Source organism: Bradyrhizobium sp. LjRoot220, from assembly GCF_964252915.1.
Taxonomy (GTDB): domain Bacteria; phylum Pseudomonadota; class Alphaproteobacteria; order Rhizobiales; family Xanthobacteraceae; genus Bradyrhizobium.
Genome location: NZ_CAXUPS020000003.1, coordinates 862753 through 888468, shown reverse-complemented (window position 1 = coordinate 888468; position 25716 = coordinate 862753). Strand labels below are relative to the sequence as shown.

At 63.2% G+C, this 25716-nt stretch carries 19 protein-coding genes, 1 pseudogene and 1 riboswitch; of the genes and pseudogenes, 6 read left to right on the top strand and 14 right to left on the bottom strand.

Features of this window, described 5'->3' with window-relative positions; genetic code table 11:
* Positions 1–198 (top strand): hypothetical protein (locus tag ACSQ84_RS18335; protein ID WP_436213069.1); only part of this gene is annotated, 198 nt, incomplete at its 5' end.
* A gap of 142 nt (positions 199–340) precedes the next feature.
* Here ACSQ84_RS18335 and ACSQ84_RS18330 read toward each other — a convergent pair.
* The 8 genes from ACSQ84_RS18330 to ACSQ84_RS18295 form a co-directional block, all read right to left on the bottom strand.
* Entirely contained in the window at positions 341–3898 is a 3558-nt protein-coding gene (locus ACSQ84_RS18330) for a cadherin-like domain-containing protein (protein ID WP_436213068.1), read from the bottom strand.
* Between the two features lie 245 nt (positions 3899–4143).
* A complete protein-coding gene (locus tag ACSQ84_RS18325; protein WP_436213067.1) occupies positions 4144–7563 on the bottom strand; it encodes an autotransporter outer membrane beta-barrel domain-containing protein in 3420 nt (1139 codons plus the stop codon).
* A gap of 327 nt (positions 7564–7890) precedes the next feature.
* Entirely contained in the window at positions 7891–9048 is a 1158-nt protein-coding gene (locus ACSQ84_RS18320; protein WP_436213066.1) for a helix-turn-helix transcriptional regulator, read from the bottom strand.
* A 973-nt stretch (positions 9049–10021) separates the two neighbouring features.
* The gene (locus ACSQ84_RS18315) at positions 10022–11968 is read right to left on the bottom strand and encodes a glycosyltransferase (protein ID WP_436213065.1); all 1947 of its coding nucleotides are present in this window, start codon (positions 11966–11968) and stop codon (positions 10022–10024) included.
* Positions 11965–13341 carry an HlyD family secretion protein gene (locus tag ACSQ84_RS18310; RefSeq protein ID WP_436213064.1) on the bottom strand — a complete coding sequence of 459 codons (1377 nt, stop codon included), beginning with the start codon at positions 13339–13341 and terminating at the stop codon, positions 11965–11967. Before ACSQ84_RS18310 ends, ACSQ84_RS18315 begins: the two co-directional genes overlap by 4 nt.
* Positions 13342–13842: 501 nt before the next feature.
* On the bottom strand, positions 13843–14649 hold the full coding sequence (locus ACSQ84_RS18305; RefSeq protein WP_436213063.1) for a substrate-binding periplasmic protein: 807 nt from the start codon (positions 14647–14649) through the stop codon (positions 13843–13845).
* Positions 14642–14995 (bottom strand): c-type cytochrome, encoded by a 354-nt coding sequence (locus ACSQ84_RS18300; protein ID WP_436213062.1) that lies wholly within the window; start codon positions 14993–14995, stop codon positions 14642–14644. The genes ACSQ84_RS18305 and ACSQ84_RS18300 overlap by 8 nt, the downstream gene beginning before the upstream one ends.
* Positions 14996–15145: 150 nt before the next feature.
* On the bottom strand, positions 15146–16894 hold the full coding sequence (locus ACSQ84_RS18295) for a pyrroloquinoline quinone-dependent dehydrogenase (protein WP_436213061.1): 1749 nt from the start codon (positions 16892–16894) through the stop codon (positions 15146–15148).
* Between the two features lie 627 nt (positions 16895–17521).
* Between ACSQ84_RS18295 and ACSQ84_RS18290 the strand changes: the two genes are divergently transcribed.
* Together ACSQ84_RS18290 and ACSQ84_RS18285 are read left to right on the top strand one after the other, a co-directional pair.
* Positions 17522–17830 carry an ArsR/SmtB family transcription factor gene (locus ACSQ84_RS18290; protein WP_436213118.1) on the top strand — a complete coding sequence of 103 codons (309 nt, stop codon included), beginning with the start codon at positions 17522–17524 and terminating at the stop codon, positions 17828–17830.
* Positions 17827–18231 carry a VOC family protein gene (locus ACSQ84_RS18285; RefSeq protein ID WP_436213060.1) on the top strand — a complete coding sequence of 135 codons (405 nt, stop codon included), beginning with the start codon at positions 17827–17829 and terminating at the stop codon, positions 18229–18231. Before ACSQ84_RS18290 ends, ACSQ84_RS18285 begins: the two co-directional genes overlap by 4 nt.
* 35 nt (positions 18232–18266) lie before the next feature.
* On the opposite strand, the gene ACSQ84_RS18280 is transcribed toward ACSQ84_RS18285, so the two are convergent.
* A complete protein-coding gene (locus ACSQ84_RS18280; RefSeq protein ID WP_436213059.1) occupies positions 18267–19076 on the bottom strand; it encodes an SDR family NAD(P)-dependent oxidoreductase in 810 nt (269 codons plus the stop codon).
* 158 nt (positions 19077–19234) lie between these two features.
* Positions 19235–19843: a 6,7-dimethyl-8-ribityllumazine synthase gene (locus tag ACSQ84_RS18275; protein WP_436213058.1), complete on the bottom strand. Its 609-nt coding sequence runs from the start codon at positions 19841–19843 to the stop codon at positions 19235–19237.
* A 74-nt stretch (positions 19844–19917) separates the two neighbouring features.
* Positions 19918–20075: riboswitch (FMN riboswitch) on the bottom strand.
* Between the two features lie 10 nt (positions 20076–20085).
* Between ACSQ84_RS18275 and ACSQ84_RS18270 the strand changes: the two genes are divergently transcribed.
* The 3 genes from ACSQ84_RS18270 (at position 20086) to proC (ending at position 22241) form a co-directional block, all read left to right on the top strand.
* Complete coding sequence (locus ACSQ84_RS18270) at positions 20086–20427, top strand: hypothetical protein (RefSeq protein ID WP_436213057.1); 342 nt, start codon at positions 20086–20088, stop codon at positions 20425–20427.
* Positions 20428–20713: 286 nt separating this feature from the next.
* Positions 20714–21214, top strand: coding sequence for a YbjN domain-containing protein (locus ACSQ84_RS18265; protein WP_436213056.1), 501 nt, complete (start codon positions 20714–20716; stop codon positions 21212–21214).
* A gap of 268 nt (positions 21215–21482) precedes the next feature.
* Positions 21483–22241, top strand: coding sequence for a pyrroline-5-carboxylate reductase (proC, locus tag ACSQ84_RS18260; protein WP_436213117.1), 759 nt, complete (start codon positions 21483–21485; stop codon positions 22239–22241).
* A 129-nt stretch (positions 22242–22370) separates the two neighbouring features.
* On the opposite strand, the gene ACSQ84_RS18255 is transcribed toward proC, so the two are convergent.
* The 4 genes and pseudogenes from ACSQ84_RS18255 to ACSQ84_RS18240 form a co-directional block, all read right to left on the bottom strand.
* Positions 22371–22763: a thioesterase family protein gene (locus ACSQ84_RS18255; RefSeq protein WP_436213055.1), complete on the bottom strand. Its 393-nt coding sequence runs from the start codon at positions 22761–22763 to the stop codon at positions 22371–22373.
* Between the two features lie 164 nt (positions 22764–22927).
* A complete protein-coding gene (locus ACSQ84_RS18250) occupies positions 22928–23131 on the bottom strand; it encodes a tautomerase family protein (protein ID WP_025590867.1) in 204 nt (67 codons plus the stop codon).
* A 307-nt stretch (positions 23132–23438) separates the two neighbouring features.
* A pseudogene (gene hisS, locus ACSQ84_RS18245) lies at positions 23439–24822 on the bottom strand (histidine--tRNA ligase); the annotation flags it as partial.
* Positions 24823–24968: 146 nt separating this feature from the next.
* Entirely contained in the window at positions 24969–25478 is a 510-nt protein-coding gene (locus tag ACSQ84_RS18240; RefSeq protein ID WP_436213054.1) for a YegJ family protein, read from the bottom strand.
* Between the last annotated feature and the right edge of the window lie 238 nt (positions 25479–25716).

The following is a 25716-nucleotide window of genomic DNA, read 5'->3' as shown; positions in this document are numbered from 1 at the left end:
CTGGAAGCTATTGCCTCCAGGTGCATTGACGCCAGCACCGCGACGTCGGGACCACTCGTCTTCACCGTACGCTTCGGCGCCTTTGGTCAAGGGCACCGTCACGTCCACCGCTACCCGTCCAACGTCCGTGACCACGGCCGACGCCCTTCTGACCAGGACGGGATGGCCGAATATGTATCTCTGATTTTGATTCTGTAAAAGCGAAATATTTTTTATTTTGGGGCTTGACACGACTTCCGAATAGCAGAAGCGATGTGGTGGCCACCGGCGGATATGGCGTCGATGGCGGTGGTTCGGCATACCGGACGTCGGTATCGCTGAGCGACCCAGCGCGGCCTGTTCATGGGATGAAATCGAACCCGTGATGGTAGAGCGGGTTGCCGGGCGTGCCGAACAGATGGGCCGTGGCTTGGAACGCCGCGCCGTACAGAGTGAATTGTACCTCCGGAGCCAGCTGGGAGTCAGGCAGGCCGCTCGAGATCGGCAGGTTCAGGACGTCGGTATCGCTGAGCGATCCATCGCTGCTGGTCATGGTCAGGTTATTGACGCTGCTGAAATCGAACGTGCTGTGGTAGAGCACGTTATTGGCAGCACCGAGCGCGGCGTCGATTTGCGCCGCGCTGCCGGTCAGCGTCACCGTGGACGATCCGCTGCCGGCGACCGTCGCGCCGCCGACGGTTCCGATGCTCAGCGTGCCGTGATCGACGTGAAGCGTGGTGGTCAGCGATGTCGAATCGACGTCGCCGACGGCGAGCCCCGATATCACGACATCGGTATTGGCCGCGACCTTCCGGGACGCCGGCATGGTGTTTACCGGCGCATCGTTCACCGGTGTGATGTCGAGCGTGGCGCTGTCGGCGACCGATGCCGTGCCGTCGGTGACCTGCCAGGAGAACGACACCGAGCTGTCATCGTTGTGCGCCGAAGTGTAGCTCCAGGTGCCGTTGTTGTTGTTGACGAGCGAACCCGAACCGGTGGCGATCGCGAAACCGACTGCCGTCAGCGACGGCCCGTCGATATCGGTAACGTTACCCAACAGTTGCGCCTGCGTGATCAACCGGGCGCCGGAGTCCTCGGCCATTGCGGTGAGTGTGACTGCACCGGCGACGACGGGCGCATCGTTCACCGGCGTGATGTCGAGCGTGGCGCTGTCGGCGAACGGCGCCGCAACGCCGTCGGTCACCAGATAGGAGAACGATACTGACGTGTTGTCGTTCAATGCCGGCGTATAGCTCCAAGTCCCGTCGTTGTTGTCGACCAGCGTGCCCGCGCCGGTCGTGATCGCCAGAGCGGTCGCGGTCAGCGACGGTCCGTCGACATCCGTGACGTTGCCCAGAAGCTGCGCCTGCGTGATCAGCCGGGCGCCGGAGTCCTCGCCGATGGCATTCAAGGTCACTGCGCCGCCGACCACCGGTCCGTTGTTGACCGGCGTGATGTCGAGCGTGGCGCTGTCGGCCACCGAAAGCGTGCCATCGCTGACCTGATAGGCGAACGAGACCGAGGTGTCGTCGTTCAGTGCCGGCGTATAGCTCCAGGTCCCGTCGTTATTGTTGACCAGCGTGCCCGCGCCGGCCGCGATCGCCAGTGCGCTCGCCGTCAGCGCCGGCCCGTCGACATCGGTGACGTTGCCCAAAAGCTGCGCCTGCATGATCAGCCGGGCGCCGGAGTCCTCGGCAATCGCACTCAGTGTCACCGCACCGGTAACAACGGGCGCATCGTTCACCGGCGTGATGTCCAGCGTGGCGCTGTTAGCGACCGAGGTGAAGCCGTCGGTGACCTGATAGGAGAACGACACCGAGGTGTCATTGTTCAGCGCGGGCGTGTAGCTCCAGGTTCCGTTGTTGTTGTTGACCAGCGTACCCGAGCCGGCCACCTTCGTCAGACCGGTCGCGGTGAGCGACGGCCCGTCGGCATCGGTGACGTTGCCCAGCAGCTGCGCCTGCGTGATCAACCGGGCGCCGGAGTCCTCGACGATAGAGGCAAGTGTGACGGCGCCGGTGACAACAGGTGCAATGTTTGGCGTCAGCGTCGTCAGGACAACATCGTTGCCGTCGCCACCGTGATAGGTGATCGCGTACCTGACAGCGCCGGCGAAGAATGAGCTTCCCTCGGCGCGACCCGCGAAGGTGCCGCTCACCGCATCCGCAGTGCCGTCGTTATCGATGATGCGGAAGCTGTTGCCGACAGTGGGCGTGAACCCGCTGAACAGTGACAGGTCGAGCGTCGCACCGCCCAGCGCGACGGCGCCGTTGACGACGACCTGATCGAAAACGCCCGCCTGATTGCCACCGAGCTGAATCGCTAAGCTCGCGCCCGACGAAAACGACAGGCTGCCGGTGTGGATATCGCCCGCGCCGGGATCGAACACGCCGCCGCTTTGGACCGTGACCGCGCCGGTGGTGCCGATGCCGGAAAGTGTGCCGCCATTCTGCACCGTGACGGCGGATCTCGCGATCGAGCCCCCTACGTACAACGTGCCGTGCGCCACCGTGGTCGCGCCCGAATAGGTATTGTTCCCCAGCAGCACGAGTTCGCCGGTGCCGTCGACGACGATACCGGTCTGGCCCATCGTGTAGCCCGCCGCGCCGGCATATCCCGCGGCGGCGGCGGAACCAGCGTCGTCACCGATCACGTCGCTGATAACCTGGCCCTGGTTGACCTGCTGGCCGAGTGCCAGGCCGTCCGGCCGGAAGGTCAGCGTGTTGTTGCCTTGCAGGTAGATGCCACTGCCGAAGGCCTGGCCTTTCGGAATGCCGGCGATGACCAGAGGTTCGCCTGCCTGAACCATGGCATCGAGGTTGCGGGTGCCGCCTCCCTTGGCCAAATTGAAGAGCATTAGCGTCGAGCCGGCGAAGCTTAGCGAGGCACCCTCCTGCACGAAGATGGCGCCACCCGCCCCAAGGCCGCCGCCGCCGTAGCCCCCGTCCAGCGTCCCGCCGCCACCAAACCCGGCTGCACCGTTCGTGAAGGAGCCGCCGCCGCCGCCGCCAAATCCGCCATCGCCGCCGCTGCCGGCGCCGCCGGCGCCGCCGCCGCCGCCAAACCCGCCGTCGCCGCCGGCGCCGCCGCCACCACCGCCGTACCCGCCGTCGCCGCCGTGAAACATGCTGCCCGCAGCGCCACCGACGCCGCCGCCGCCGCCGCCGCCGGGCCCGAGGGTATTGGGCACACCAGCAACCACCTGCCAGCCCGCCATAATATCGTCGGCGTCGCCGCCGCCGCCGCCGCCACCGCCGTTCAAGCCGCCAGCCCCCGGATTCCCAAGTCCGCCTTGGCCGCCACTGGCACCGCCGGCGGCGCCGGAAACCAGGCCGGTCTCGCCGCTGCCACCCTGACTAACAGTGGCAGTGCCGCCGTCGCCCCCGATGCCGCCGCCTCCGCTGCCGCCTAACAGAATGTCCACGGCGCCGCCATTGCCGCCGAGACCACCGCCGCCCCCGGGGGCGCTTGCGATGAGTGCGTTGATCGTGCCCTGACCGCCCTCAGCCGTGTTCTGGGAGAAATTGACGTTGCTCAGCGTCACGTTTCCGGGGTTGCCGGCCACATTGGCGCCGACGAAAAGCCCGCCGCCGAGGCCGGCGCCGCCACCGCCGCCACCGCCGACGTCCGAAGTACCGCCGTCGCCGCCCCGCGCCAGCATGTTGTTGACGAGAAGGTCGTTGATCTCGACCGTGCCGGCGTAGACGAAAAAGCCGCGCTGGACGCCGCCGCCGTTCAGCGTGTGGCCACCGCCCTCGATCACCAGCGTGACGCCAGGTTGCAGGTTGATCGCTTGCAGCGCAGTGGCGCTGAAGGTGATGTTGCTGCCGAGCGTAATGGTGACGGTTCCGGGCGCAGTGACGCCGGCCGCTGCGACGATGGCGGCATTCAGTTGGGCAATGCTGGTGACGGTGGTCATTTGAAATTCTTTCGACAGGGGAAATGCGCTTGCGGCCAATAAATTCAGAGGGGGAGGTTGGAACGGCTGGCGCAATTGCGCATCATCGGAACCAATGAGATCGATGATTTGTGATTTGAATTATTTTGTAGGCGAGGACCGGCGCGGGGATGCGCCAGGCCCCGATGCCTGCCAATTGAGCGGCGGCGGCGCGCCAGCGCGCATCGAAACGATGGTTTATAGCAAAGCCGCCTTACGCGAGGTGCCTACCACGCATACCGCACCACGCCCTTGCCGGCGTAGCTGCGGGTCACGTTGGAGAATTCGCCCTCGAAGGTGGCGGCCGTGGACCAGCCGTTCATCCACCTGGTTTCCGCCGAGGCGGTGACCAGCGCGGAGTTGGCCGCCTGTGCCGCGCCGTTGACGAAGAAGCTGGCGCCCGGCAGCGTCTGGAAGGTCGCGCCGATGCCGCGGTCGGGGTTGAAATCATGCGCCCAGGCCAGGCGACCGCGCAGCGTCAGGATCGCGGTCTGCATCGCAAACGATTTGTCGGTGCGCAGACCGAGTTCGCTGCGCGTATCCGTCACGCTCTTCGCGCTGTACGCCAGTGCAAAGGTGTTGGCGCCGGAGATAACGCCTTCCGCATAGGCCGGCAGTTCGAAGGTCGTGAACTGGCCCGCCGCATACGGCGTGAAGCCGATCCCGCCGATCACGGGGGCGACAAAGCGATAACCGCCTTCGACCCGGCCGGACCAGGCATTGGCGTTGAACCGCGCGCGCAGCTGATCGACGCCGGCGACGGTGACGGTGCGGTCGGTGGTGACGTCCTGCCAGCCATAGGCCAGCGCGCCGGACAAATACGCGGCGCCGATGTTGTGCCGGATGAACGCGCCGGCCTGGAACAGGTCGGAACGCCCGGTGCCGTTATTGGCGACGCTGAAATTGGTGCCGCCGCCGGCCAGCGAGAAGCCGGCAATGGTGAACGGCGAGAAGCGATAGTCGGCACCGATGGCGGTGCCATAGATCCGCGACGTCGCCGTATTGGAGCCAGCCGCGGTATTGCCGTCCGTCGTCTGCGAGCCGCCGAAACCCGCTGCCCAGACGCTCCAGCGCTGCTGGAACGGCACCATGGGCGGCGCCTTGGTGTAGATCGCCGCCAGCGCGTCGTCCGGGTTACGCTTCTTGGCGGCATAGGCCAGCGCTTCCGCGTCGGCGTAGCCCGGCGCGTTGCCGCCGGCAGTAGCGCCGTCGCCCCGTCCCGCAATGAACGGGTCCATCATCACGCCCATGAACTGGTTCATGGCGTTGAAGGTGGACTGCTGCGATCCGGTCGCGGTCTCGCCGGCCGCCTGTGTCAGCGCATTCAGCAGGGGATCGCCGACCAGCGCGAACAGCGCGTTAAAGCCGGTGGGCATGACGCCGCCGGCGATGAGCGCATTGTCGATTCCGGCGGCGACCTTCTTCTGGTTGTTGTTGGCGTTGCCCGGCAGGCTTGGCAACAACAGGCCTTGATCGAGCGTCAGCAGCACATCGTTGCCGACATAGCTCAGCCGCGGATTGCGTGCAAAGTTGTTGGCCATTTGGGCTGCGGAGAAGCTGCCGGTCGTGCCGGTCGAACCGAGGATGGTGTAGGTGGTGGTTGCTGCGACGCGCGCCAACGGATCGACCGTGACCTTGCCGGCAAGATTGGCGGTGCCGGTCACGACGGTTTTGTCAGACGACGGGCCCGAGATCTGCACCAGATAGGTCGATGCTGCCGTCATCGTCAGGCTGCCGCTGACGGTGAGCGTGCCGATCGAATTGCCGGGCGCCAGCGTGCCGCCGTTGATGGCGGTGTTGCCGACGATGCCGCTGCCGCCGAGCGCGCCGCCGGGATTCACCGTAAGGCTGCTCGCCGAGGTGAGGTCGCCGTTGACGCTGAGGGTGCCGCCATTGACCGTGACCGGGCCTGCGTAAGTGCCGGTGCCGGTCAGGCTCCAGTTCGAGCTGCCGGTCTTGTCGAGTAATGCCCAGTCAGTGCCGCCGATCTGGCTGACGTCGAAGCTGTTGGTGCCGGCGCCGGCGAAGCGGAACGTATCGGTGCCGGCTACGCTGGCGATGGCCTGGCCCGTCAGCGTGGCCATTGGCCCCTCCATGGTCAGGGTGTTGCCGACGCCGAAGAAGCTCACGGCGGCGCCGCCGGTGGCGATGATCGCGCCGGCATTGACGAGCGACGTCCGCTGGGTAGCGACGCCGCCGAAGCCCCGGATGGTGCCGTGGTTGGTGATGAGATTGTTGTGCCCGTCGACGTCGAGACCGTAGAGCTGGTCGGAGATGACGGACGCGCCGGCACTGATGGTGAGGGTGACTCCGCCTGTTCCCGATGCGCCGGCCTGGATACCATCCTGCAGGAAGCCGGCCGCACCGCCGCGGACCGTGCCACTCTGCACGTTCAGCGTGATATGGCCGTCCACCACGTTTGCAGTGATGCCGCGGGCCTGCGAGCTGGTGACGTCGTTCGATATCGTGATGGTGATGTTGCCGGTGCCGACGGCGCTCGCATTGATCCCGGGTGCCTGGGCGGAGACGGTGCCGGCGGGCGCGACCACGACATTGCCGTTGCCGCCGGAGGCTACGGCGTTGATGCCAACGGAGAAGGACGAACTCACATTGCCGGTGCCAGTCACCGTGACGTTACCGCCGCCGGCAGCCGCCGCATTAATGCCGATGAAGGCCGCGGTCACCGTGCCGGTGCGCGTGACGGTGACGTTGCCGGTGTTGTTGGCACCGATAACGTTGGCATCAATGCCGGTGCCGGTGGCACTGACATTGCCGGAACCGCCAACCGATACGCTGCCGTTGGTGCCGACGACACCATTGTTTTGCCGCGCCGTGATGCCGTCCACTGCCATCAAAGTAATGGGATCGAAGGCGGTCACCGAGCCGCTGCCGTTGACGACGACGTTTCCGGTGCCGTCGTTCCGGGCGAAGATGGCGCTGCCGGAGCTTCCGCTCACCGGGCCGGACCAGTCGACCAGAACATTGGACGCGCCGCCGGCGACGATCCCGCCGATGCCGGCGCCAAAGGACCCGGCGACAGTTCCGCTGCCGATGATCGCGACACCATTGGTGCCGGCGCCGGGGCCGACACCGGTCTGTTGCGCCCAGATCCCAACGCTTCCGTTCACGGCGCCAGTCCCTGTCACCAGCACGCTGCCGGAGCCCTGATTGTCAGCGAAGATACCACCGTCCGTGCCGCTCACCGTGCTATTGTTGGTGATGCTGATATTGCCGGCGCCGGCATTGATTTCGGCATGAATGCCGTCTCCGGTCACGCCGCCGGTGGCGGTCACGTTGGCGTTGCCGACATAGGTGATATTGCCGAAATCGTTTGTGAGCGTAACAGCCGTGCCCGCCCCGAAGCCAAGATTCCTTATGCCGTAGGTCGCGTCATTGTTGTGGAATGTCAGGTCGCCCGGCGCCGTCACGGTGGCGGTGGCCCCGCCGGCATCGATCTTGCCGCCATTGCCGACGTTCACGACCGTGCTGCCGTTGAATGTGGTGGCGAGGGTTCCGGCCGCCGCCTGATTGGCGAGGTCGCAGCTGACGCTCGCCGAGTCGACGCCGGCGCATGCCGCCAGCGCGCCCTGGGGAAAGGCAGCGATCACTGCGATGAACGCGCCAGTGAAGGCCGTGCCGGCGAGCAAGCGATGCCGCCGTCCTGACCTTGACCATTCAGCAACGTGAAGTGAGTTGAGATCTGCGGTTCTGATTTTTATGAGCCGGTTTGCCATAGCGATTTCGTCCTATTATGCAACGCAGCGACATGCGCCAACGCTCGCCGGACCCCATCGGGACAGTTCGGCCTGCGGTTCAGCTGTGAATTGATTTCGTGGCGGTGGCCCAGAAATTCAGATGGGCGATGCTGGTATAACGGGCCGCGTTGCGCATCATCGGAACCAATGAGGCCGATGATAATCTGCTAGTATTATTTTTATTTGCCCGACCCGGTCCGCGATGCCCAAATCCGGCATCTAAAGATCAGCCGGCTGCGGCGCGCGAACCGCCGGCGTCGAGCTCTGCAACAGGCGCAGCAGGTCGGCTTGCCGCAGCGTATGGGTTTTCGCGAACATGTGCTGCAGATGGCTGCGCACGGTGGGCTCGCCGATACCGAGCATGTCGGCCGCCTCCCTGGCGCCGAGCCCCTGGGCCAGCGCCAGCAGGACGCGCAATTCCGCGCCGGTCAGTTTGTGCAGCCTGGCAAAGGCTTCGCCCGGCATCAACGGGGCTTCGAGCGGATCCTGCATAAAGATGGCGGCGGAGGCCGCAAACGGCGCCACGATGTCGCGGCGGTGGCCGCGCTGCACCGGCAGCAGGGTTGCGATATACCCGGCACCGTTTTCGTCGGGGATGGCGAGCGAACGCTCGCCGGCAGTCCCGTCAACGTCATCAGCCGCCGATCGCTCGATTGCCTTCGACAACGCTGCGCGGGCGGCGGCATCGACGGGATCGAGGCGGTTGTTCAGGATGCGAATCGAGGTGCCGATCGTGACCTGTCGCTCGGCGGCGGCGTTCATGTAGACGACCCGGCCGTCGCGGGCGGTGAGGAAAACGCCGGCGGCGAGGACATCGAGCGTCTTTTCCAGCATCTCCGAGTGCAGCGTCCGCAGATCGAGCGCATCCGAAATCGTCAGCGCGCGACGGACGTGCGGCGAAAGCAGCTTGAACAGCCCGATCTCGAGTTCCTGGTAGTGCGGCGCCTCGTCCTTCCGGGAGGCGTGCATCGAAGCCATGCGGCCGCCGGTCCGCAACGCCGGAAACCAGATCATGTCGGTCAGCCCGAACGGAGCCAGCACTTCTTGATAGAACCGGCTTTCGAGCAACTCCTGGCGATCAGTGGAGAGGATGTTGACGTCGCCGATGCCGGCAACGATATCCGCCGCCGCCATCGGGCTTTGCGCATACTGGCTTCCGAGTTTGTCGAGGAATTCCGGCTGGTATCCGAACACGAACAGCTGATCATTCTGCACGTGCCGCATGTCGTGCACGCAAATGCCGCCGCCCGTGCTCTCACAGAGATCGGCAATCTTCCGGCAGGTCTCCGGCCAAAGCTGCGGATCGAGCGCGCAGTCATAGATCGCGCCGATCGTGTCCGACAGCGCTTGAGCGGAGACGCCCTCAAGGTCAATCACGTTGAGGTAACCGCTGTCTTCGCTGCACGAAGACGCCGCGCACGGACCGCGTGCAGCAAAATAGCTTTACACTTCATAGAGTTTCCAAACTGAAACGACCGTTTCAGGTTTGGGAAGCCGGGTCAAACGGTATTGCGCGCAATTCGCTCATGCGCAGCCAAAATAGTGCGCCGCTGCAGCGCTGGCGCCTGTCGCGCCCGTTGATCCAGATGGTTGTTGCGCACGAGGCGACGCAGTTCGCAGGACATCGGTGGATTGCGGGGTGGACTCATAATTCAAGCGATCACCGGACGCCCGCTTTACCGCGCACTGCAGACTCAGTTCAGGCATGGCATGAGGTCCGAAATGTGCCGTCGTGTCCCATTGATCGAACCTCACCTAAGCACCACACATAGCTTCGGAGGCGTCCGCGAGATTACCGGCAGCGACCATTCCGCCGCCCGTTTCGTGTCACGAGAAGAGGCTTGCGTCGCGTAGGGGGCGCAAGGCTGACATACGGCGCCCGCCGAGCTTAACTAATATGCAGGATCGCGCCGCTGCCCCTGAGTAGCCATTCGGGCCAGTGCGAGTGCCTCCTCGGCCCCAGCACGGAAATCTCGTGCAGCTTTCAGCGGACGTCGAATATCTGGGTCTTCAGAACCGCTGTCGAAAGTGATCAGCTTCATGCAATGAGGACATTGGATCTGATAGCCTGGCTTCAGTCGCTGCGCGCGCTCGTGAAAATTCTTGCGGCATTTGGAGCAGATGACTTGATGCGATCGGTCATGGAGCCTCCATCGCGTATATGTGACGCAGTTCTTAATCATTAGTATTTCCTCCGCCCGTCGGCCGGAGAGTCTCACCTCCGTTTTCAATCCAAATGGATATCCGCGAACCTTCCCGTGTTCGTGTTTGAGCAGCTGCGATGCTCGCCTGAGTCTTGGGCCGCGGCTGGTGCTGCGATGGTCGCCCAGTCGTTTTCCCAATTCTGTATTCAATTAAACAACCGCAACAGAAGGGCTTTACCGACAGGAACTGCTCGAACGCTGTGAAAGGCGCGAACATACTCTCCTGCGTAAAAGGCGCGTACTATGCCGACCCGCGTCGAGACATTTTCTTCGAACCGGACGCCAAAGCCATCGGTCGTGTGTCGCACCACCGCAGCGGACATGTTTTGTCCATACACATTGCACTTGAGAATAGTCCCCACCGGGGGTGGTGAAGGATCGATGAACCTGGCCCCGGTTATCGAGATGTCCGCCATGCGAACCAGCCGCGGCTCGCTTGCCTCGTGAATGAGAACCGGTTCACTACGGTCAAACCGCTCGGCCTTGCGACGACGGGGCTGCTCGAAGCAAATGAGGCACACGATCGCCAGGATGACGCAGTTGTACAAACTCCAGGCAAGCGCCAGTCCGCCGTAAGCGAGGCTATCGCCCTGCGGATTAATAATGAACGCGTAAGCGATCGCCAGCAGAGTCATCAGCAGCGCGGATCCGTATAGCCGCAGCAGTGGCCACTCGATGAATTTCTGATTGCGATCGCCACCTTTGGCTGTGACCTGAAACTTGTGGCCTTTTGGCCTGATCAGGCCCACGACAATGGCTTTCAGGACCGCTGGGGCCGCGATGTACTGCGAGACGTCCGTCATGATCGCCAGGGAGCGGCCCCGGGAAATCCAGCCCATCGTGCATGCGTGCCAGACGTAGAAAGGCAAGAAGTACTTCAGCAGCTCGAAGAGATCGGCGTAAACCGCCTTGATCCCGAACATGAGATAGAGCCACGGCACGACAAGGCCGAGCGCCTTCATTCCATAACCCGCGGCCCAGCTCATGAAAGCGTCGACGAGCGAAAGCCGATCGATCAAGGTGAGCTTTGATTGCTGTGAAAACGGACCGCTGCGGCCTCTCACGATTTGCATGAAGCCGAGGCACCATCGGCTGCGTTGGGTGATGTACTCCTTGATGCCTTCGGGTGCCAATCCGAGCGTAAGCCTTTCGTTCAGATAGACCGTGAGGTAACCCTGCTCCTTCAGGCGCAAAGTGACGAGATAGTCCTCGGTCACCGATTCCGTCGGGAATCCGCCAATTTCCATGAGCCCAGAATAGCGGATCACCGATGACGTTCCGCAGCAGAAGGCGACACCCCAGGCGTCCTTGGCCGGCATCAGAATATCAAAAAAGAAACGCTGCTCATCGGGCCACACTTCTGTGGCGGACAAATTCGACTGGATCGGATCCGCATTGATAAAGTGCTGCGGGGTCTGCACCACGCCAATGGTCTTGTCTGCCATCAATCCGGTAGTGCGCGTGAGGAACTCCGGCATGGGGACGAAGTCGGCATCCAGGATGGCAACGAACTCCGGTTTGTTGCGCAATCCAGCTACGTGGCGCAATGCGTGATTGATGTTACCCGCTTTCGCGTGCCGATTGTCCGGACGAGTCAGGTAGTGACAGCCCAGTTCTTCGGTAAGGCGTTTGAGCCACAGCCGCTTTCCGTCATCCAGGACCCAGACACGATAGTTGCCGTGTTTCAATCCCGTGGCACCGATGATCGTGCGCTCCAGGATCGCTTTCTCCTCATTGTACGTGCAGATGAAGACATCGACGAGCGGAGCCGGCGCAGCAGCAGCGGCTCCCTTTATTCCAGCCTTCACGTCGGCCGAGCGATCGATCGTTCGACTGAGAAACAATAGCGACAGGCAGACGGCAAGCAACGAGGCCGTCTCGGCCAGCATGAACGGATATCCGACGAGAGAGTCGGCAGTGAGGCCTGGCGGCGGCAGCGTCTGCGTGACGCGCCACACGAGGTATCGGATCAGCAAGGCAACGCACATTCCGGTCATCAACAACCGGGCGATTGTGCTGTCGCGCCTCAGCATCGGCAGGATTGCGAGACAGACACCGAGAGCAACGAGGCCTGGTGCGAGCGCGTCGATCATGGCTTGGAAGCGCCGCGGTCGAACACCACCCGTCCAGTGCGCCCCACTGCACAGTCTTTGGCGGTGGCTTCGAAACTGGGCAGCGAGACCGTCACACGATATGGTTCTTTGCTAAGCGCGTCGGGATTGATGGCCAGGTTCGCGGGCGCACCAGACGCGCCAGTGAGATTCACGATCACGCCCTTGATCGCCGGACTGCCGTCGTTTGGTTCAAAACTCGCCTGCTTACCGAGCTGGAGCCGGTTATAGACACTTTCGGTGGCATTCGCCGTTACGACAGCGCCGCTGCAATCCAGCAGCTTCATCAGCGCCTGACCGGCCCGGACATCCTCGCCTGGCGAAGTCATCATCTCCCAGATCCGGCCGGCAACCGGTGCCTTGATGTCTGCTTCCGATCGACTGATATACTGCAACTGCTCGGACGCGATCTCGCTGGCGAGCCACTCGATCTCGGCATCCGCATGCGCCAGATCGGCTTTAAGATCATTCGCGCGTTGCCGCATCTCTTCTTCGCGCTGGACCGAACTTGGGCGGTCATTGTAGCTGTCGCCCAGATACGTGCCCTTCTGTGCGGCAGTGAGTTCGACCCTGGCTGCATCAAGTCTTCGCCGGGCGCCGATCTCGGTTTGCTGGGCCACCGAATGTTCCCGGGTCAAGCGGGCGAATTCCACGGTGGAAACGCTGCCCGACTTGATCAGCGACGATGCCCGCTCTACCGCCGCGGTCGCCTCTTCCCGTCGAGACGCGGCAGCTTCGATCACCGACTGTATTTCAGCGATGCGTGCGTCGAGTTGGAGAATGCGGCCTTCCCTGAATTGGGCGGCCTGTCGGGCGAGATCCTGCTGCGCGGCTTGAGCCGAGGCGAGTTTGGTCGCCAGACTTGGACGCTGGTTGTCCAGTCGCGACATCTGTCGTCTCAGGTCATCCAGCCGGGATCGATCGCCCCGCGCGTTCACGACGCGAAGGATGACGCCACCTTCATTCACCGCGCTCGACGCCGTCGTCTGGTCAGGCCTCGATCTGACTTCGCCATCGATCGGCGACCTTAGCGTCACGAGCCTGGCGTTGACCACCGCCTCGACGCTGGAGGTCTGCCAGATTGCTCTGACTGGCAGCCATCCGAACACGGCAACGATGGCGAGACCGGCAGCGATCTTCAGCACCCGCCGGACGGTTCGATAGGAGCGCGGGAGCGTTTCCTGATCAGACGAACCGCGGTTTACCGGCTCGTCGACATCGGGCTTCAGTCGGTCTTCCAGATCGCGCTGCAGACCTTTGGCGCCGTGGTCGAGCTCGAAGGATTGAACACCTCCCTCTGCAGCGGGTGAGGGGAAGTGTCCACTAGTGAATTGGTTCTTTTGCGCACGCTTCATGGCAGCGAGTTCCGATACTGTGAGTGAGCGGACCTGACTTGCCGCCCTTCGAGTCAGCGCGGTCTATCCCGAACTGAACAGGACTAACGCATCGTCGCAGGCGACCCCCGCGACGGTGGAACCTCGATGGCGACAGCATCTCGCTTGTCACGCCGTCGTCAGCCGAACCAATCCAGCTAACGACCGAAGAGGTTAATGAGACGCCAATGATGCGCGCTGATTAGTTGGAACTTCACGATTGGCACGACGCGATGGAACCGGATAGTCCACGCCCGGTGTGGGTCCATTTTCGGAACTCGGCGCCTGCATCTGTGTGGTCCGCTTTACCCCGGCAAACGGACATCATCGGCTCGGCAATCCAGGTCCGAAAAGTGCCAGAAACGTTTTGCCTGACGGCCAAAGCAAGGCATTTTCCGCAGCGTCGTTTGACTCTCCATACGTAAAAACACGCGAGTGTTTTCCCGTCGGGCAAGCGGCGGGCATATCGCGCGAAAGCGCGCCTCACTGCGGCGCTCGCAGCTCGATGCCGTAGCGGGCATAGATCCGCGCGATGGTGCCGTCGGCCAGCAGCGCCTCGATCGCGGCATCGACGCGCGCTCGCAGTTTGTCGTCGGGGCGGAGCAGCCCCGCGGCAATATTCCAGTTCAAATCCTGATCGTTGTCGAACGCCGGAATCAACCGCAACGGCGTGTCGGCATGCTGCCGATTGAACCAGCCGACCGTCATCGGCGTGACGGCGGCGGCCTCGATCTCGCGATTGGCGAGCGCTGCAACGATATCGTCCTCGAACGCGAACGGGGATGTGGCGGCGCCGCCCTTGGCGAGCGTCATGGAGACAACTGAATTCACGGGTACCCCGACCCGCTGATCGGGACCTAGACTGGCCAGCGACGAGGCCTGTGAATCGCCGCGCACCGCGAGCACGACGCCGCTGCGATGGTAGGGGCGCGAAGCTCGCACGCCGCCGGCGGGCGGCGTGTCCGTGCGGGCGATGACGTCGAGCACGAGGTCGCAATCGGCGCGGCGATACTGGATCGCGCTGATCACCCACTCCCGCGTCAGCTTGACGCCGAGTTGCTCGGCAATCTTCTCGCCGAGTTCGATTTGAAATCCCGGGACCGGCCCGAATTTGCTGGCAAACGGCAACGCATTGGGGCTGGCGCACAGCGTCAACGCACCGCGCTCGATGACGGCTTCCAGCGAGCGGGCATCCGCTGGCGCATTCCAGAGCATCAGCAACGCGAGGCTTGCTGCGTATCGGCCGAGGCGATAGCGCAGTTTCCGCGCCGCTGAAGACGCTTTAGTCATCCAGCCCTCGAATGTAGGCGAGGATCGCGATGATCTGGCCGTCGCTGAACACCGAACCATAGGCGGGCATGGCGCCCGGCTTGCCCTTCTTGATGCGCTCGACGAGGTATTCGTCGCTGCGTTCGGACTTCGACAGTTTCGGACCCCTGCCCGCATGTCGGCCGCCATCCTGGTGACAAAAGCCGCAGGTGGTGGCGAACATTTTCCCGCCCTCGATGTCATCAGGCGAGGCTTCGGCCTGCGGCAGCGGATTTGGCGCGCCCGCCGGGATGGATTGCTGGGCCAATGAGGCGGTCGACAGAAATGGCCAGATGATGGCCGACACAATCAGCAACAGTACTCGCATTCCAGCATCCGTCTTGGCCGCAAGAGCGGCAATGTATTGACCGCAAGAGCGGCAATGTATTGACCGCAAGGGCGGCAATGTATTGACCGCAAGGGCGGCAAAGTAACTGGCAAGGGCGGCAAGGGAAATCCCTGCCGCCCGCGCCATCCTTCACTGTCTGAGCGCGTAGACAATCAAAGCGCCGGTATTCTTCGACATGCTCTTGAAGGGTTCGCCGTACAGCGCGACGAACTCGTCGGCCACCAGGCTGCCCCAGCCCGCCGGCACGGCGACGTACTGCTTGCCGCCGGCCATGTAGCTGATGATGCCGGCGTTGTGCCCGATGCCGTTGTTGCGCGACCAGAGCTCTTCGCCGGTGTCAGCATTGTAGGCGTGCACGATGCCTTCGGCATCAGGCACGAATACCAGATTGCCGGCGGTGGCGAGAACGCTGGCGAGCGGCGGCTGCTTGTAGGCGACCTCCCACTTCTTGGCGCCGGTGACCGGGTCGCGGGCGCTAAGATGACCACGGGCCGGTCCGTCCGGCGGCGCCACGATCTTGAACGTGGCGCCGAGGTTGAGTTGGGCCATCGGCTCCAGGATCGGCGTGGTCTTCTCGACGGTCAACTCCATGCACCATTCCTGCCCGATCCGGTAGAACAGCCCGTTCTTGGGGCTGTAGGCGCCGGAGTTCCAGCTGATGCCGCCGGCGATGGCCGGGCACAATGGCGGGTCCACCTTGCCTTCCGAAAGGTCGCGGCGACCGATCAGCTCGCCGGTCTTCGGATCGATGCTCTTGACGAAGTTGATGTTCTTCACCAGCGGCCAGACGTTCTCGACCTTGGCGTTGGAACGGTCATAGACGAAGACGTATCCGCTCTTGTTGGCGTGCACGACGAGCTTCTTGCCGCCACGCTCGATCATGACGAATTCGCCCACGGACGAGTCGAAGTCCCAGGCATCGTGCGGCAGCTCCTGATGGTAGAATTTGAGCTTGCCGGTATCGGGATCGAGCGCGATGACCGATGTGGTGTAGAGATTGTCGCCCGGCCGCGGTCCGCTCTTCTTCCAGTCGGCGCCCGACCAGTCGTACAGCGGCGCCGGGTTGGCGGTGCCCCACCACACCGAATTGGTTTCCGGATCATAGGTTCCGGGCATCCAGCCGCCGCCGCCACCGGTCCGCCAGGAGTCGCCGCCCCAGGTCTTCATCGCCTCTTCGGTACCGGCCACCGTGAAGAACTCCCACTTCTTCTGGCCGGTCTTGCCGTCGACGCCGAAGATCGGTCCGCGACCGGTCCATTCGCCGCCTTGCGCACCGATGATCACCATGTCCTTGACCACCAGCGGCGCGCCGGTGAAGCCGACCGTCACTTTCTTGGAATCCAGCAGCTTGGTGTCCCACACCGGTTTGCCGGTTTTCAGATTGACGGCGATCAAGCGCCCGTCGACCGTGCCGACATAGAGATTGCCATGTCCGATGGCGATGCCGCGGTTGTACGGCGAGTGGGTCTGCTTGGCGACCAGCTCTTCGTCGAGCTCCGGCGCGTAGGCCCAGATCGTCTTGCCGGTCGCGCCGTCCAGCGCGTAAAGGCGGCTGTAGGAGCCCGAATAATACAGCACGCCATCAAGGGCCAGCGGCGTCGACTGCAGACCGCGGGTGGCGCGCTCCGGGAAATGCATCCAGGCGACTTCGAGATTCTTGACGTTGCCGGTATTGATCTGGTCGAGGCCGCTATAATGGTAGGACTTGTAAGTGCCGTGATAGGTCGGCCAGTCGTTCATGGCCGCCTCGGCATTCAGCGCGGCGTCTTGCGGCTGCGTCGGCACTTGCGCACGCGCCGGCGAGACCGCGACCGTGACAGCGATTTGGACCGCCACCGCAAGCGCGGCGCAGCCAGGATATCGTCCATGGAACGTCATCTGCTTCCTCCCTTTTGTCGTTTGTTGATTGGGTCGAAATTTTCTGTTTATTGGGCCGAAATTTTCGCCGCGACTTTTGCAGGATGTTCTGGTGTCAAAGCCTCATAGGGTCGGTGGTTCGAGTTGGATGGCATGGACTGCGGGGACTGCCGTCGCGAGCAGACAATGGCATTTCACGCCGCTGGACCGGGCGGGCAAGGTCCGGGTGAAGGATTGCGTCCGGGTAAAAGATTGGTCTTGAGAAGGGGGCCGTTTCAGCGCCCGGCGGCACACGCGGTCATCGTCTGGGCTTGCCTTTCCCAAACAGCCCCCAGTGACGTCGGTGCGCTGCACCATGACATGTCCCTCGATGCGCACCGCCATTAGCTGACCGGATTGTTGTTTTTTTGTGGAACGTCGTTGGGCTTGGCAACCCTGACTGAATTGCCTGGTCACTCCGGCAAGCGGCGCACGAGCGGCCGGCGACAACGCGCCAGGCACGGGCCTGCCGTAAAAATATCCTGTCGGCTTCTTTGGAAATTTGGCTCGCGCGCGCGGTTATCACGCCGGCGCGCCATCTCACGTCAGTGAACCGCACGGGTTTCGGCGCAGATTGACATGCAGTAAAATTACTGCATATTGACCGACGTGGACGACGACCAGCTCGACAATATCTTCAAGGCGCTCGGTGATCCCTTGCGCCGCCGCATCCTTGACCGCCTGGCGAAGCGACCGGGACAGTCCTTGTTCGAGATCTGCGCTGCGTCGTTTGCAGAGGATGGCAAGAGCCTGTCGCGGCAAACGATCTCGCAGCACCTCGACATGCTGGAGCGGGCTGGACTGATCCAGACACATTGGAGTGGACGCACCAAGATGCACGCCTTCGACAATGTGCCCCTGCAGAAGGCCGCGGCCGCCTGGCTCAACAAGCATCTGAAAAAAGGGAATGCCACATGAGGATCTATGTCATGAGCGTTTTGGTCGACGACCAGGCCAAAGCCCTGGGTTTCTACACGCTGAAGCTGGGCTTTGTCGTCAAGCACGATATCCCGATGGGCGAGCATCGCTGGCTGACCGTCGTGTCGCAGGAGGCACCGGACGGAACTGAACTCCTGCTCGAGCCGAGTGAGCACCCTGCCGCCGGGCCGTTCAAATCTGCGCTGGTCAACGACGGCATTCCTGCCGCCTCCTTCAAAGTGGATGACCTCGACAAGGAGTTCGAGAGATTGCGCCAGCTGGATGTCAAATTCACCGTGGCGCCGATGGACGCAGGTACCGTCAGAATGGCCGTCCTTGACGATACCTGCGGAAATCTCATCCAGCTCGTCGAAATGGTCGAAGCACCCGTTGCCGCGTAATTTCGTGTCAGTCGCCGGAGCCGATCTTCTCTTCGTCAGTCAAACCCCGGCCGCGGCACCAGGTTCATCAGCATGTTGGCGTAGCCGCCGTCGACGGTGATCTCGTCGCCATTGACATAGGACGAGCGGTCGCTGGCGAGGAAGAGGATGACGTCCGCGATGTCCTGCGGCATGCCGACCCGCCGCAACGGCACCACGGCAGAGCGGCGCTCGGTAACCCCGGGCGTATCGTAGAACGACTGGCTCATCGGCGTGATCACCATGCCGGGGCTGACGACGTTGCTGCGGATGCCTGCCGGTCCCCATTCGCTGGCGAGCTGGCGCGACAGCATGATGACGCCGGCCTTGCTGACGCTGTAAGCGCCGCTCTGGCCCTGCGCGTGGCTGCCGGCGATCGACGACACATGAACGAGGCTGCCGCGCCCGAATTGACGCATCTGCCGGCCAAAGCTCTGCGCGCAGAGGAAGTAGCCGGTGAGATTGACCGCCAGCACCGCATTCCATTCGGCCAGTGTCAGGTTCTCCAGCCCGCCCGGCCGCAGCACCGCGGCGGTGTTGACGAGAACGCCGCATGGCCCGAGCGATTGCTCGATCGCCTCGGCAACTCCGGCCACGCTCTCGGCATTCGCCGTGTCGCAGCGCCCGATGAAGTGCTCGACGCCGAGTTCGCGCAGCTCCGCACGGGTGGTTTCAAGGCCGCGCTCATCGAGGTCGATCGCGGCGACGCGGGCGCCGGCCTGCGCGAGGCTGAGCGCCGTGGCGCGGCCGATGCCGCCGCCTCCGCCCGTCACCACGCAGACGCGGCCTGACAGGCCAAGCCAATGGTCTGGGTTTTGTCCGGTCATGATGACTCCCATTCGTTTTTTGTTATGTCGGGTGGGCAAAGGCGCACTTGCGCCGTGCCCACCACTATTCTTGAAGATAGAGAAGAGGTGGGCACGCTATCCGCCTTCGCTCTTCGAGCTACGGCGAGACAAGCCGCTTTGCCTACCCTACACGATCGCTACCCTGTAATCCCCGCCGCGACCTGGCCGCGCAATCGCTCCAGGCTGTGCAAGGTGTTGGCGCAGGCTTCGGCGACTTCGATGCCCTTGATGACGAAATGCTTGCGGAAGAAATCGTGGTGCACGGCGCTCTCATGGAATTGCTGCGGCGTCAGCACCGCCGAAAACACCGGCACCTCGGTCTTCAGTTGCACGTCCATCAGCGCCTTGATCACGGTGTCGGCGACGAATTCATGGCGGTAGATGCCACCATCGACCACCAGCCCCGCCGCCACGATCGCGGTGTAGCGCCGCGTCTTGGCGAGCAATTGGGCGTGTAGAGGTATCTCGAACGAGCCCGGCACCTCGAACAGGTCAACCTGCGAACGCGAAATATGCCGCGCCTCGATCTCTTCGAGGAAGGCGATGCGGCATTCCTCGACCACATCGCGGTGCCAGGACGCCTGCACGAAGGCGATCCGCTGCGGCTTGACGAAACGCGGATGCGCGGGCTCCGGCGGACGCTCGGGCGTGTCGGGAACGCTGTCGCGTTCGGGAACCCTCACTTGGGTTTCCTGGGGCTCCGCTAGCTGGGTTTGGGCTTCAGGCTCTTGCAACATCTGATTCATGGCTTTCCTCTTTCAGGACCAGAATCAGGGCACACGGAACGACGATTGACCCACGCAAAAGCGCGGGCCGCCGCAACCGTTCTCTTTCATCCGGACTTTAACCGTCGGCTTCGGAATCACACCGAATCTGCTGACCCTTCTTCCCGGAAATTCCGGTCAGAAGGCGCTCGCGGGCTTGGGCTACGTCACCCTTACCGCCGGTGGGGATTTTCACCCCGCCCTGAGAACATCGGCCGCCCGGAATGGACGACCTGCCGGCAAATATGACCAAAGCCGGCGGCGTCAGCAAGCGCCTTCGCACCGGGAATCTGCATGATGCCCATGACGGCGGAACAGGGCAGCGGCGGCTTCCCGGTACAGTGCCCGATGCCGGCCTATCGTTTTGTGTCAGCATGATCTTTTCGGAAAACAGGTGCTCCCTTTTCCGGATCATGCTCCTGCCGGCTTGCCTGCCAGCGGTCTCCGACCGAAGCGAGACGGCGATGCAGGCCATCGATGTTTGCGGAGATCGCAAACGCTTCGAGAATGTCACCACGGTCTGGCTGTCAGTCTCGTCTGGAAAATTAACGATTGTGGCGAGCTAGCGGCCTTCCACAGGCAAAGGACTCCGACGGAGCCCAATCCGATTCCGGTTTGTTCTCCAAATTAATCGATATGGCGGCGAAGAGCTGTGGACGGCCTGCGCATTGGCTGTGGACGGACTCCGCGGTCGGTTGCGCCGATTCCGCAAATCACATCACTTGAGCCGGCAAGCCCCAAAGACGATCAGGAATAATCCGGGGATTGCAGTCGGCAGCGACGCACCACCTCCCGCGCGCGCCGGTCCCCGTGTGCGTATCAACTCACGTGAAATGGCAAGGTCGAGACGGAATGTCCCTCCTCGAAGGCATGATCGATTCCCCGAACAACCCGCTCGCGGTTGTCGAGGACATCGCCACCGATAACAACTGGGCGTTTGAGCGTTCCGGCGAAGACGAGGTGACCATCGTCTCCAAGGGCGACTGGACCGACTATCAGCTCTCCTTCACCTGGATGGCCGAGATCGAGGCGCTGCATCTGGCCTGCGCCTTCGACATGAAAATTCCGGCCGCACGACGGCCCGAGGTGCAGCGGCTGATCGCTGCGATCAACGAGCAATTATGGGTCGGCCATTTCGACATCTGGACCCATACCGGCATGATCATGTACCGCCAGGCGCTGGTGCTGCCGAACGGCCTCACCGCCTCGACCGCGCAATGCGAGGCCATGCTGGTCGGCGCCATCCACGCCTGCGAACGCTATTACCCCGCGTTCCAGTTCGTGGTCTGGGCCGGCAAGACCGCCGCGGACGCCATGAGCGCGGCGATGTTCGACACCGAGGGAGAGGCGTAGGCCGGCGCTCCTTCCATATACGCAGTGTCGTCTCGGCCTTGAGCCAGACCAGCAGCGACATATCCCTCCGCCGTGACATCATGGCTCAAAGTAAACTGCTTGTGGCCTGTCCTTCGCTTCACTAGAACCGGCTGTGGTTATGGGTCCCTGCGCCCGTGCGCAATTGCGCACTAGGCAGGGACAACAGCGAATTCGTGGTGATCACTTGAGCACAACCAACGCACTGAAAAACCTCCACGGCACCATCGCGCTGGCGGGCGCCGGCAAGATGGGCGGCGCGATGCTGACCGGCTGGCTGGCGCAGGGACTCGATCCCAAACGCGTCGTGGTGATCGAGCCGCATCCCTCCGACGAGATCAAAGCGCTGCAAGGCATTCGCCTCAACCCGACGCCGAAGGATGCCGGCGAAGTCGACACGCTGGTGGTCGCGGTGAAGCCGCAATCGTTCCGCGAAGCCGGCGCGGCGCTGAAGGCGTTTGCGGGATCATCGACGCTGGTGGTCTCGATCATGGCCGGTATACCGATCGCTGCGTTATACGCTGTCGTCGGCGGCAGCGTGGTTCGCGCGATGCCGAACACGCCGGCCGCGATCGGCCGCGGCATCACGGTCGCGGTCGCGGCGAAAAAAGTCAGCGCTACCCAGCGCGGCATCGCCGACGCGCTGCTGCGCGCGACGGGCTCGGTGGAATGGGTCGACAAGGAAAGCTTGATGGACGCGGTGACGGCGGTGTCGGGCTCCGGCCCGGCTTACGTATTCCTGCTCGCCGAAGAACTGGCGCGCGCCGGTGTGGCGGCCGGACTGCCGGAGCAGCTTGCCACCAGGCTCGCCCGCGAAACCGTCGCCGGCTCCGGCGAATTGCTGCATCGCTCCGAGTTGTCGTCGGCGACGTTGCGCCAGAACGTCACCTCGCCCGGCGGTACCACGGCTGCGGCGCTCGAAGTGCTGATGGGTTCTGACGGCTTGGAGAAGCTGATGACGCGCGCGGTCGCGGCGGCGACGCAGCGTTCGAAGGATCTGGCGAAGTAGGAGGTTTTACTCTCTCCGTCATCCTGAGGTGCTCGCCGCCTTCGGCGAGCCTCGAAGGATGATACGGCCCGTGGCCCTCCTTCGAGGCGCGCAAGAGCGCGCACCTCAGGATGACGTCTGAGTTCGCGGCTACTTCGCCAGCCGCCGGTTAAAACTCTCGACATTGACGAGGCCGCGGGCGTGGCGGCCGTCGCCGATCTTGCGCTCGCCCTCAAACGCCTCAACCTCGAAGCGGATCACGCGGCGTTCCACAGCTATCACTTTCGCCGTGGTGCGCACCAATGAGCCAACCAGCGAGGCTCCGATATGGCGGATGTCGACCTCGGTGCCGACCGTGACCCAGCCCGGCTGCAGGTGACCGCGGATCGCATCGCCCGACGCCATCTCCATTTCCAGAATCATCATCGGCGTCGCGTACACCATCGGCATCCCGGGCACGAAATGCCCGACGGTGCGCTCGGGCGGCACCACCAGCGTGCGCTCGGCCGACATGCCGATTGTGAGGAAGTCGCGTGCGTCCATGGGTGGTCCCCCTGAAACAACAAGCCGTCGTCCCGGACAAGCGAAGCGCGATCCGGGACCCATAGCCACCGAACGTTGTCGTTGCTGAAGGTGTCAGCCACCTTACTTCAATCGAGAGCACAACGCGGTATGGGTCCCTGCGTTCGCAGGGACGACGGATGGAGCTACTTCTTCGCAGCCGCCGCACGCTCCACAAAGGTCTTGCCGCCCTTCATCTTGTGGGCCAGCGGCGCTTCGTTGATCTGGATCACGACCGCATCGGCGTCGACGCCGAGGTTTTTCACCAGCGCCTGCGTGATGTCGCGCATCATGCCGGCCTTCTGTTCGTCGGTGCGGCCGGCGGCCATGCTCACGGTGATCTCGGGCATTTTCTTCTTCTCCCTTTGCTCTTGCTAATCGTTGTCGCCACAAACTCAGTCCTCATCCCTGCATAACGGCTCCGCCGTTATTGCTGGAGGAGCGGCCTCCTGGCCGCTTCTCGAAGGATGGGCCTATTGTCCTCATGGTTCGAGACGGCGCAAGGGCGCCTCCTCACCATGAGGGCTTAGTTCCACTTCACGTCATGGCGCGCCAGAACTTCGCGCACGGCGTCGACGAGCCTGGTCTGATCAACCTCATATTGGGCCTCGGATTGCTTCTTCAGATATTCCTCGCGGTCCTTGATCTCAGTGAGCCCCGCCCCGAGGATCAGGTCCTTGAGCTGAACCTTGCCGCTCGCCCGCTCGTCCGAGCCCTGGATGATCGCGCAGGGTGCGTTGCGCCGGTCGGCATATTTCATCTGCTGACCGAGGCTGTGTTTCGGGTTTCCAAGATAGAGTTCGGCGCGGATGTTCGCGTTGCGCAGCGTCGCGACCATTTTTTGATAATCCGCGATTTCGCCGCCGAACACAGTCACCACGACAGGTCCGAAGGCCGGCTTGGTATCGACCTTGCCGAGCATGGTTAGCGCCGCCTGCAGCCGCGACACGCCGATGGAAAATCCGGTCGCCGGCACCGGCTCGCCGCGGAAACGCGAGACGAGACCGTCATAGCGGCCGCCGCCGCCGACCGAGCCGAAGCGCACCGGGCGGCCTTTCTCGTCCCTGGTTTCGAGCGTGAGTTCTACCTCGTAGACCGGGCCGGTGTAATATTCGAGGCCGCGCACCACGGAGGGGTCGATGCTGATGCGATCCGATGCATAGCCGGATGCCGTGACCAGTTTGGCGATCTCTTCAAGTTCGCTGACGCCGGCCTGACCAACCGCGCTCTTGGCGAGATAGGTATCCGCAGCTGCAATCGCCTCTTTCCAGTCGTCACGCTTTTGCGTGACCGCCAAAACGATGTCGGCATCATCAGAGCCAAGGCCGGCTCCCTTGGTAAAATCGCCCTTGCCTTCCTCGCCGCCGTCCCATCGTCCGGGACCGAGCAACTTGCGAACTTCGTCGGCGGGAAATTTGTCGAGCTTGTCGATTGCGCGCAGCACCGTAAGACGACGCCCCGCGTTCTCCTCGCCACCGAGACCGATCGCCTCAAGCACGCCGTCGAGCACTTTGCGGTTATTCACCTTCACGACATAGCTGCCGCGGGGAATGCCGAGCGCTTCCATGGTGTCCGCCGCCATCATGCACATCTCGGCGTCGGCCGCCGGCGAGCCCGAGCCGACCGTGTCGGCATCGAACTGCATGAACTGGCGGAAGCGGCCGGGGCCGGGCTTTTCGTTGCGGTAGACGTAGCCGGCGCGGTAGCTGCGATAGGGCTTTGGCAGGGAATCGAAATTTTCCGCGACATAGCGCGCCAGCGGTGCAGTCAGATCGTAGCGCAGCGAGATCCACTGCTCGTCATCGTCCTGGAACGAAAACACGCCTTCATTGGGCCGGTCCTGGTCGGGCAGGAATTTGCCGAGCGCGTCGGTGAATTCCATCGCCGGGGTTTCCACCGGCTCAAAACCGTAGCGCTCATAGACCTCGCGGATTTTCTCGACCATCTGCCGCGTCGCCGAGATCGCGGCGGGACCACGGTCTTCCAGCCCGCGCGGCAAGCGCGCCTTCAGCTTCTGGGGTTTCTTGGATTTGTCGGCCATAGCGGGCTTTGCAACTTGTGTAGGGCGGGCAACGCCGCTTCTGGCGCCGCACTCACCGGAAAAAAATCAGACGGGCAAGCCTGGCTTGCCCCATCCCACGCACATAGCCCACCGGGCCGGTTTTGACCAGAACGTCTTACTTTGCCTCAAGGCGACTCCATCCTCGCGCGAAGCGCATCGGCATCGGCCTTCGACATTAATTTCAACATCGGCTTGATGGTCTCGCCGCCGACGATCTTGCTGTTCCGCAAGTACATCCAGTCCGAAATGTCGGCCTCCCTGAATTCGGCCGTGTCGCCGGCTCGCTTGCCGGGTAAATGGCGCGGCGCGTTGGCAAACCTGCCCGAATAGCGGCCGTCACCAATCTTCTTCACGTCGGCCATCCAGATGTGCTCGCCACTATTGCTGCCATAGGGAAACCGCGCCTTGAGGGAGTGACCGGTCTCCGACGGTTTTGGCGCCTCATAGGAGGCCCAGAATTTCGGCAGTGTGGTCCGCGCCTGTGCGATCGCGGCATTGATCTCCGGGTCGCCGTTGCGAAAGTCGATCACGGGCGAGCGATCCTCGGCCCTGGCCGTAGCCGAGAGAGCCGCGAACGCCGCCACGATGGTGGCCAGCCTGATGCGATCAAAACATTTTGACGGAGCCGAGCGCATTGCGAGCCTTCCACGAACAATTTATCCGCAAGTCCGGAGTTGGTCGCACAAAGGAGCGAAACAGTTCACGGCCGCGTCGCGAGCGCCGCCGCCTTCCCTTCTCCCCTTGTGGGAGAAGGTGGCGCGCGCAGCGCGCCGGATGAGGGGTCTCTATCCCCATCTCGAAATCTTACGTGAGGATAGAACCCCTCACCCGTCTTCGCTTCGCGAAGCCACCCCAAGAGCGAGCTTCGCTCGT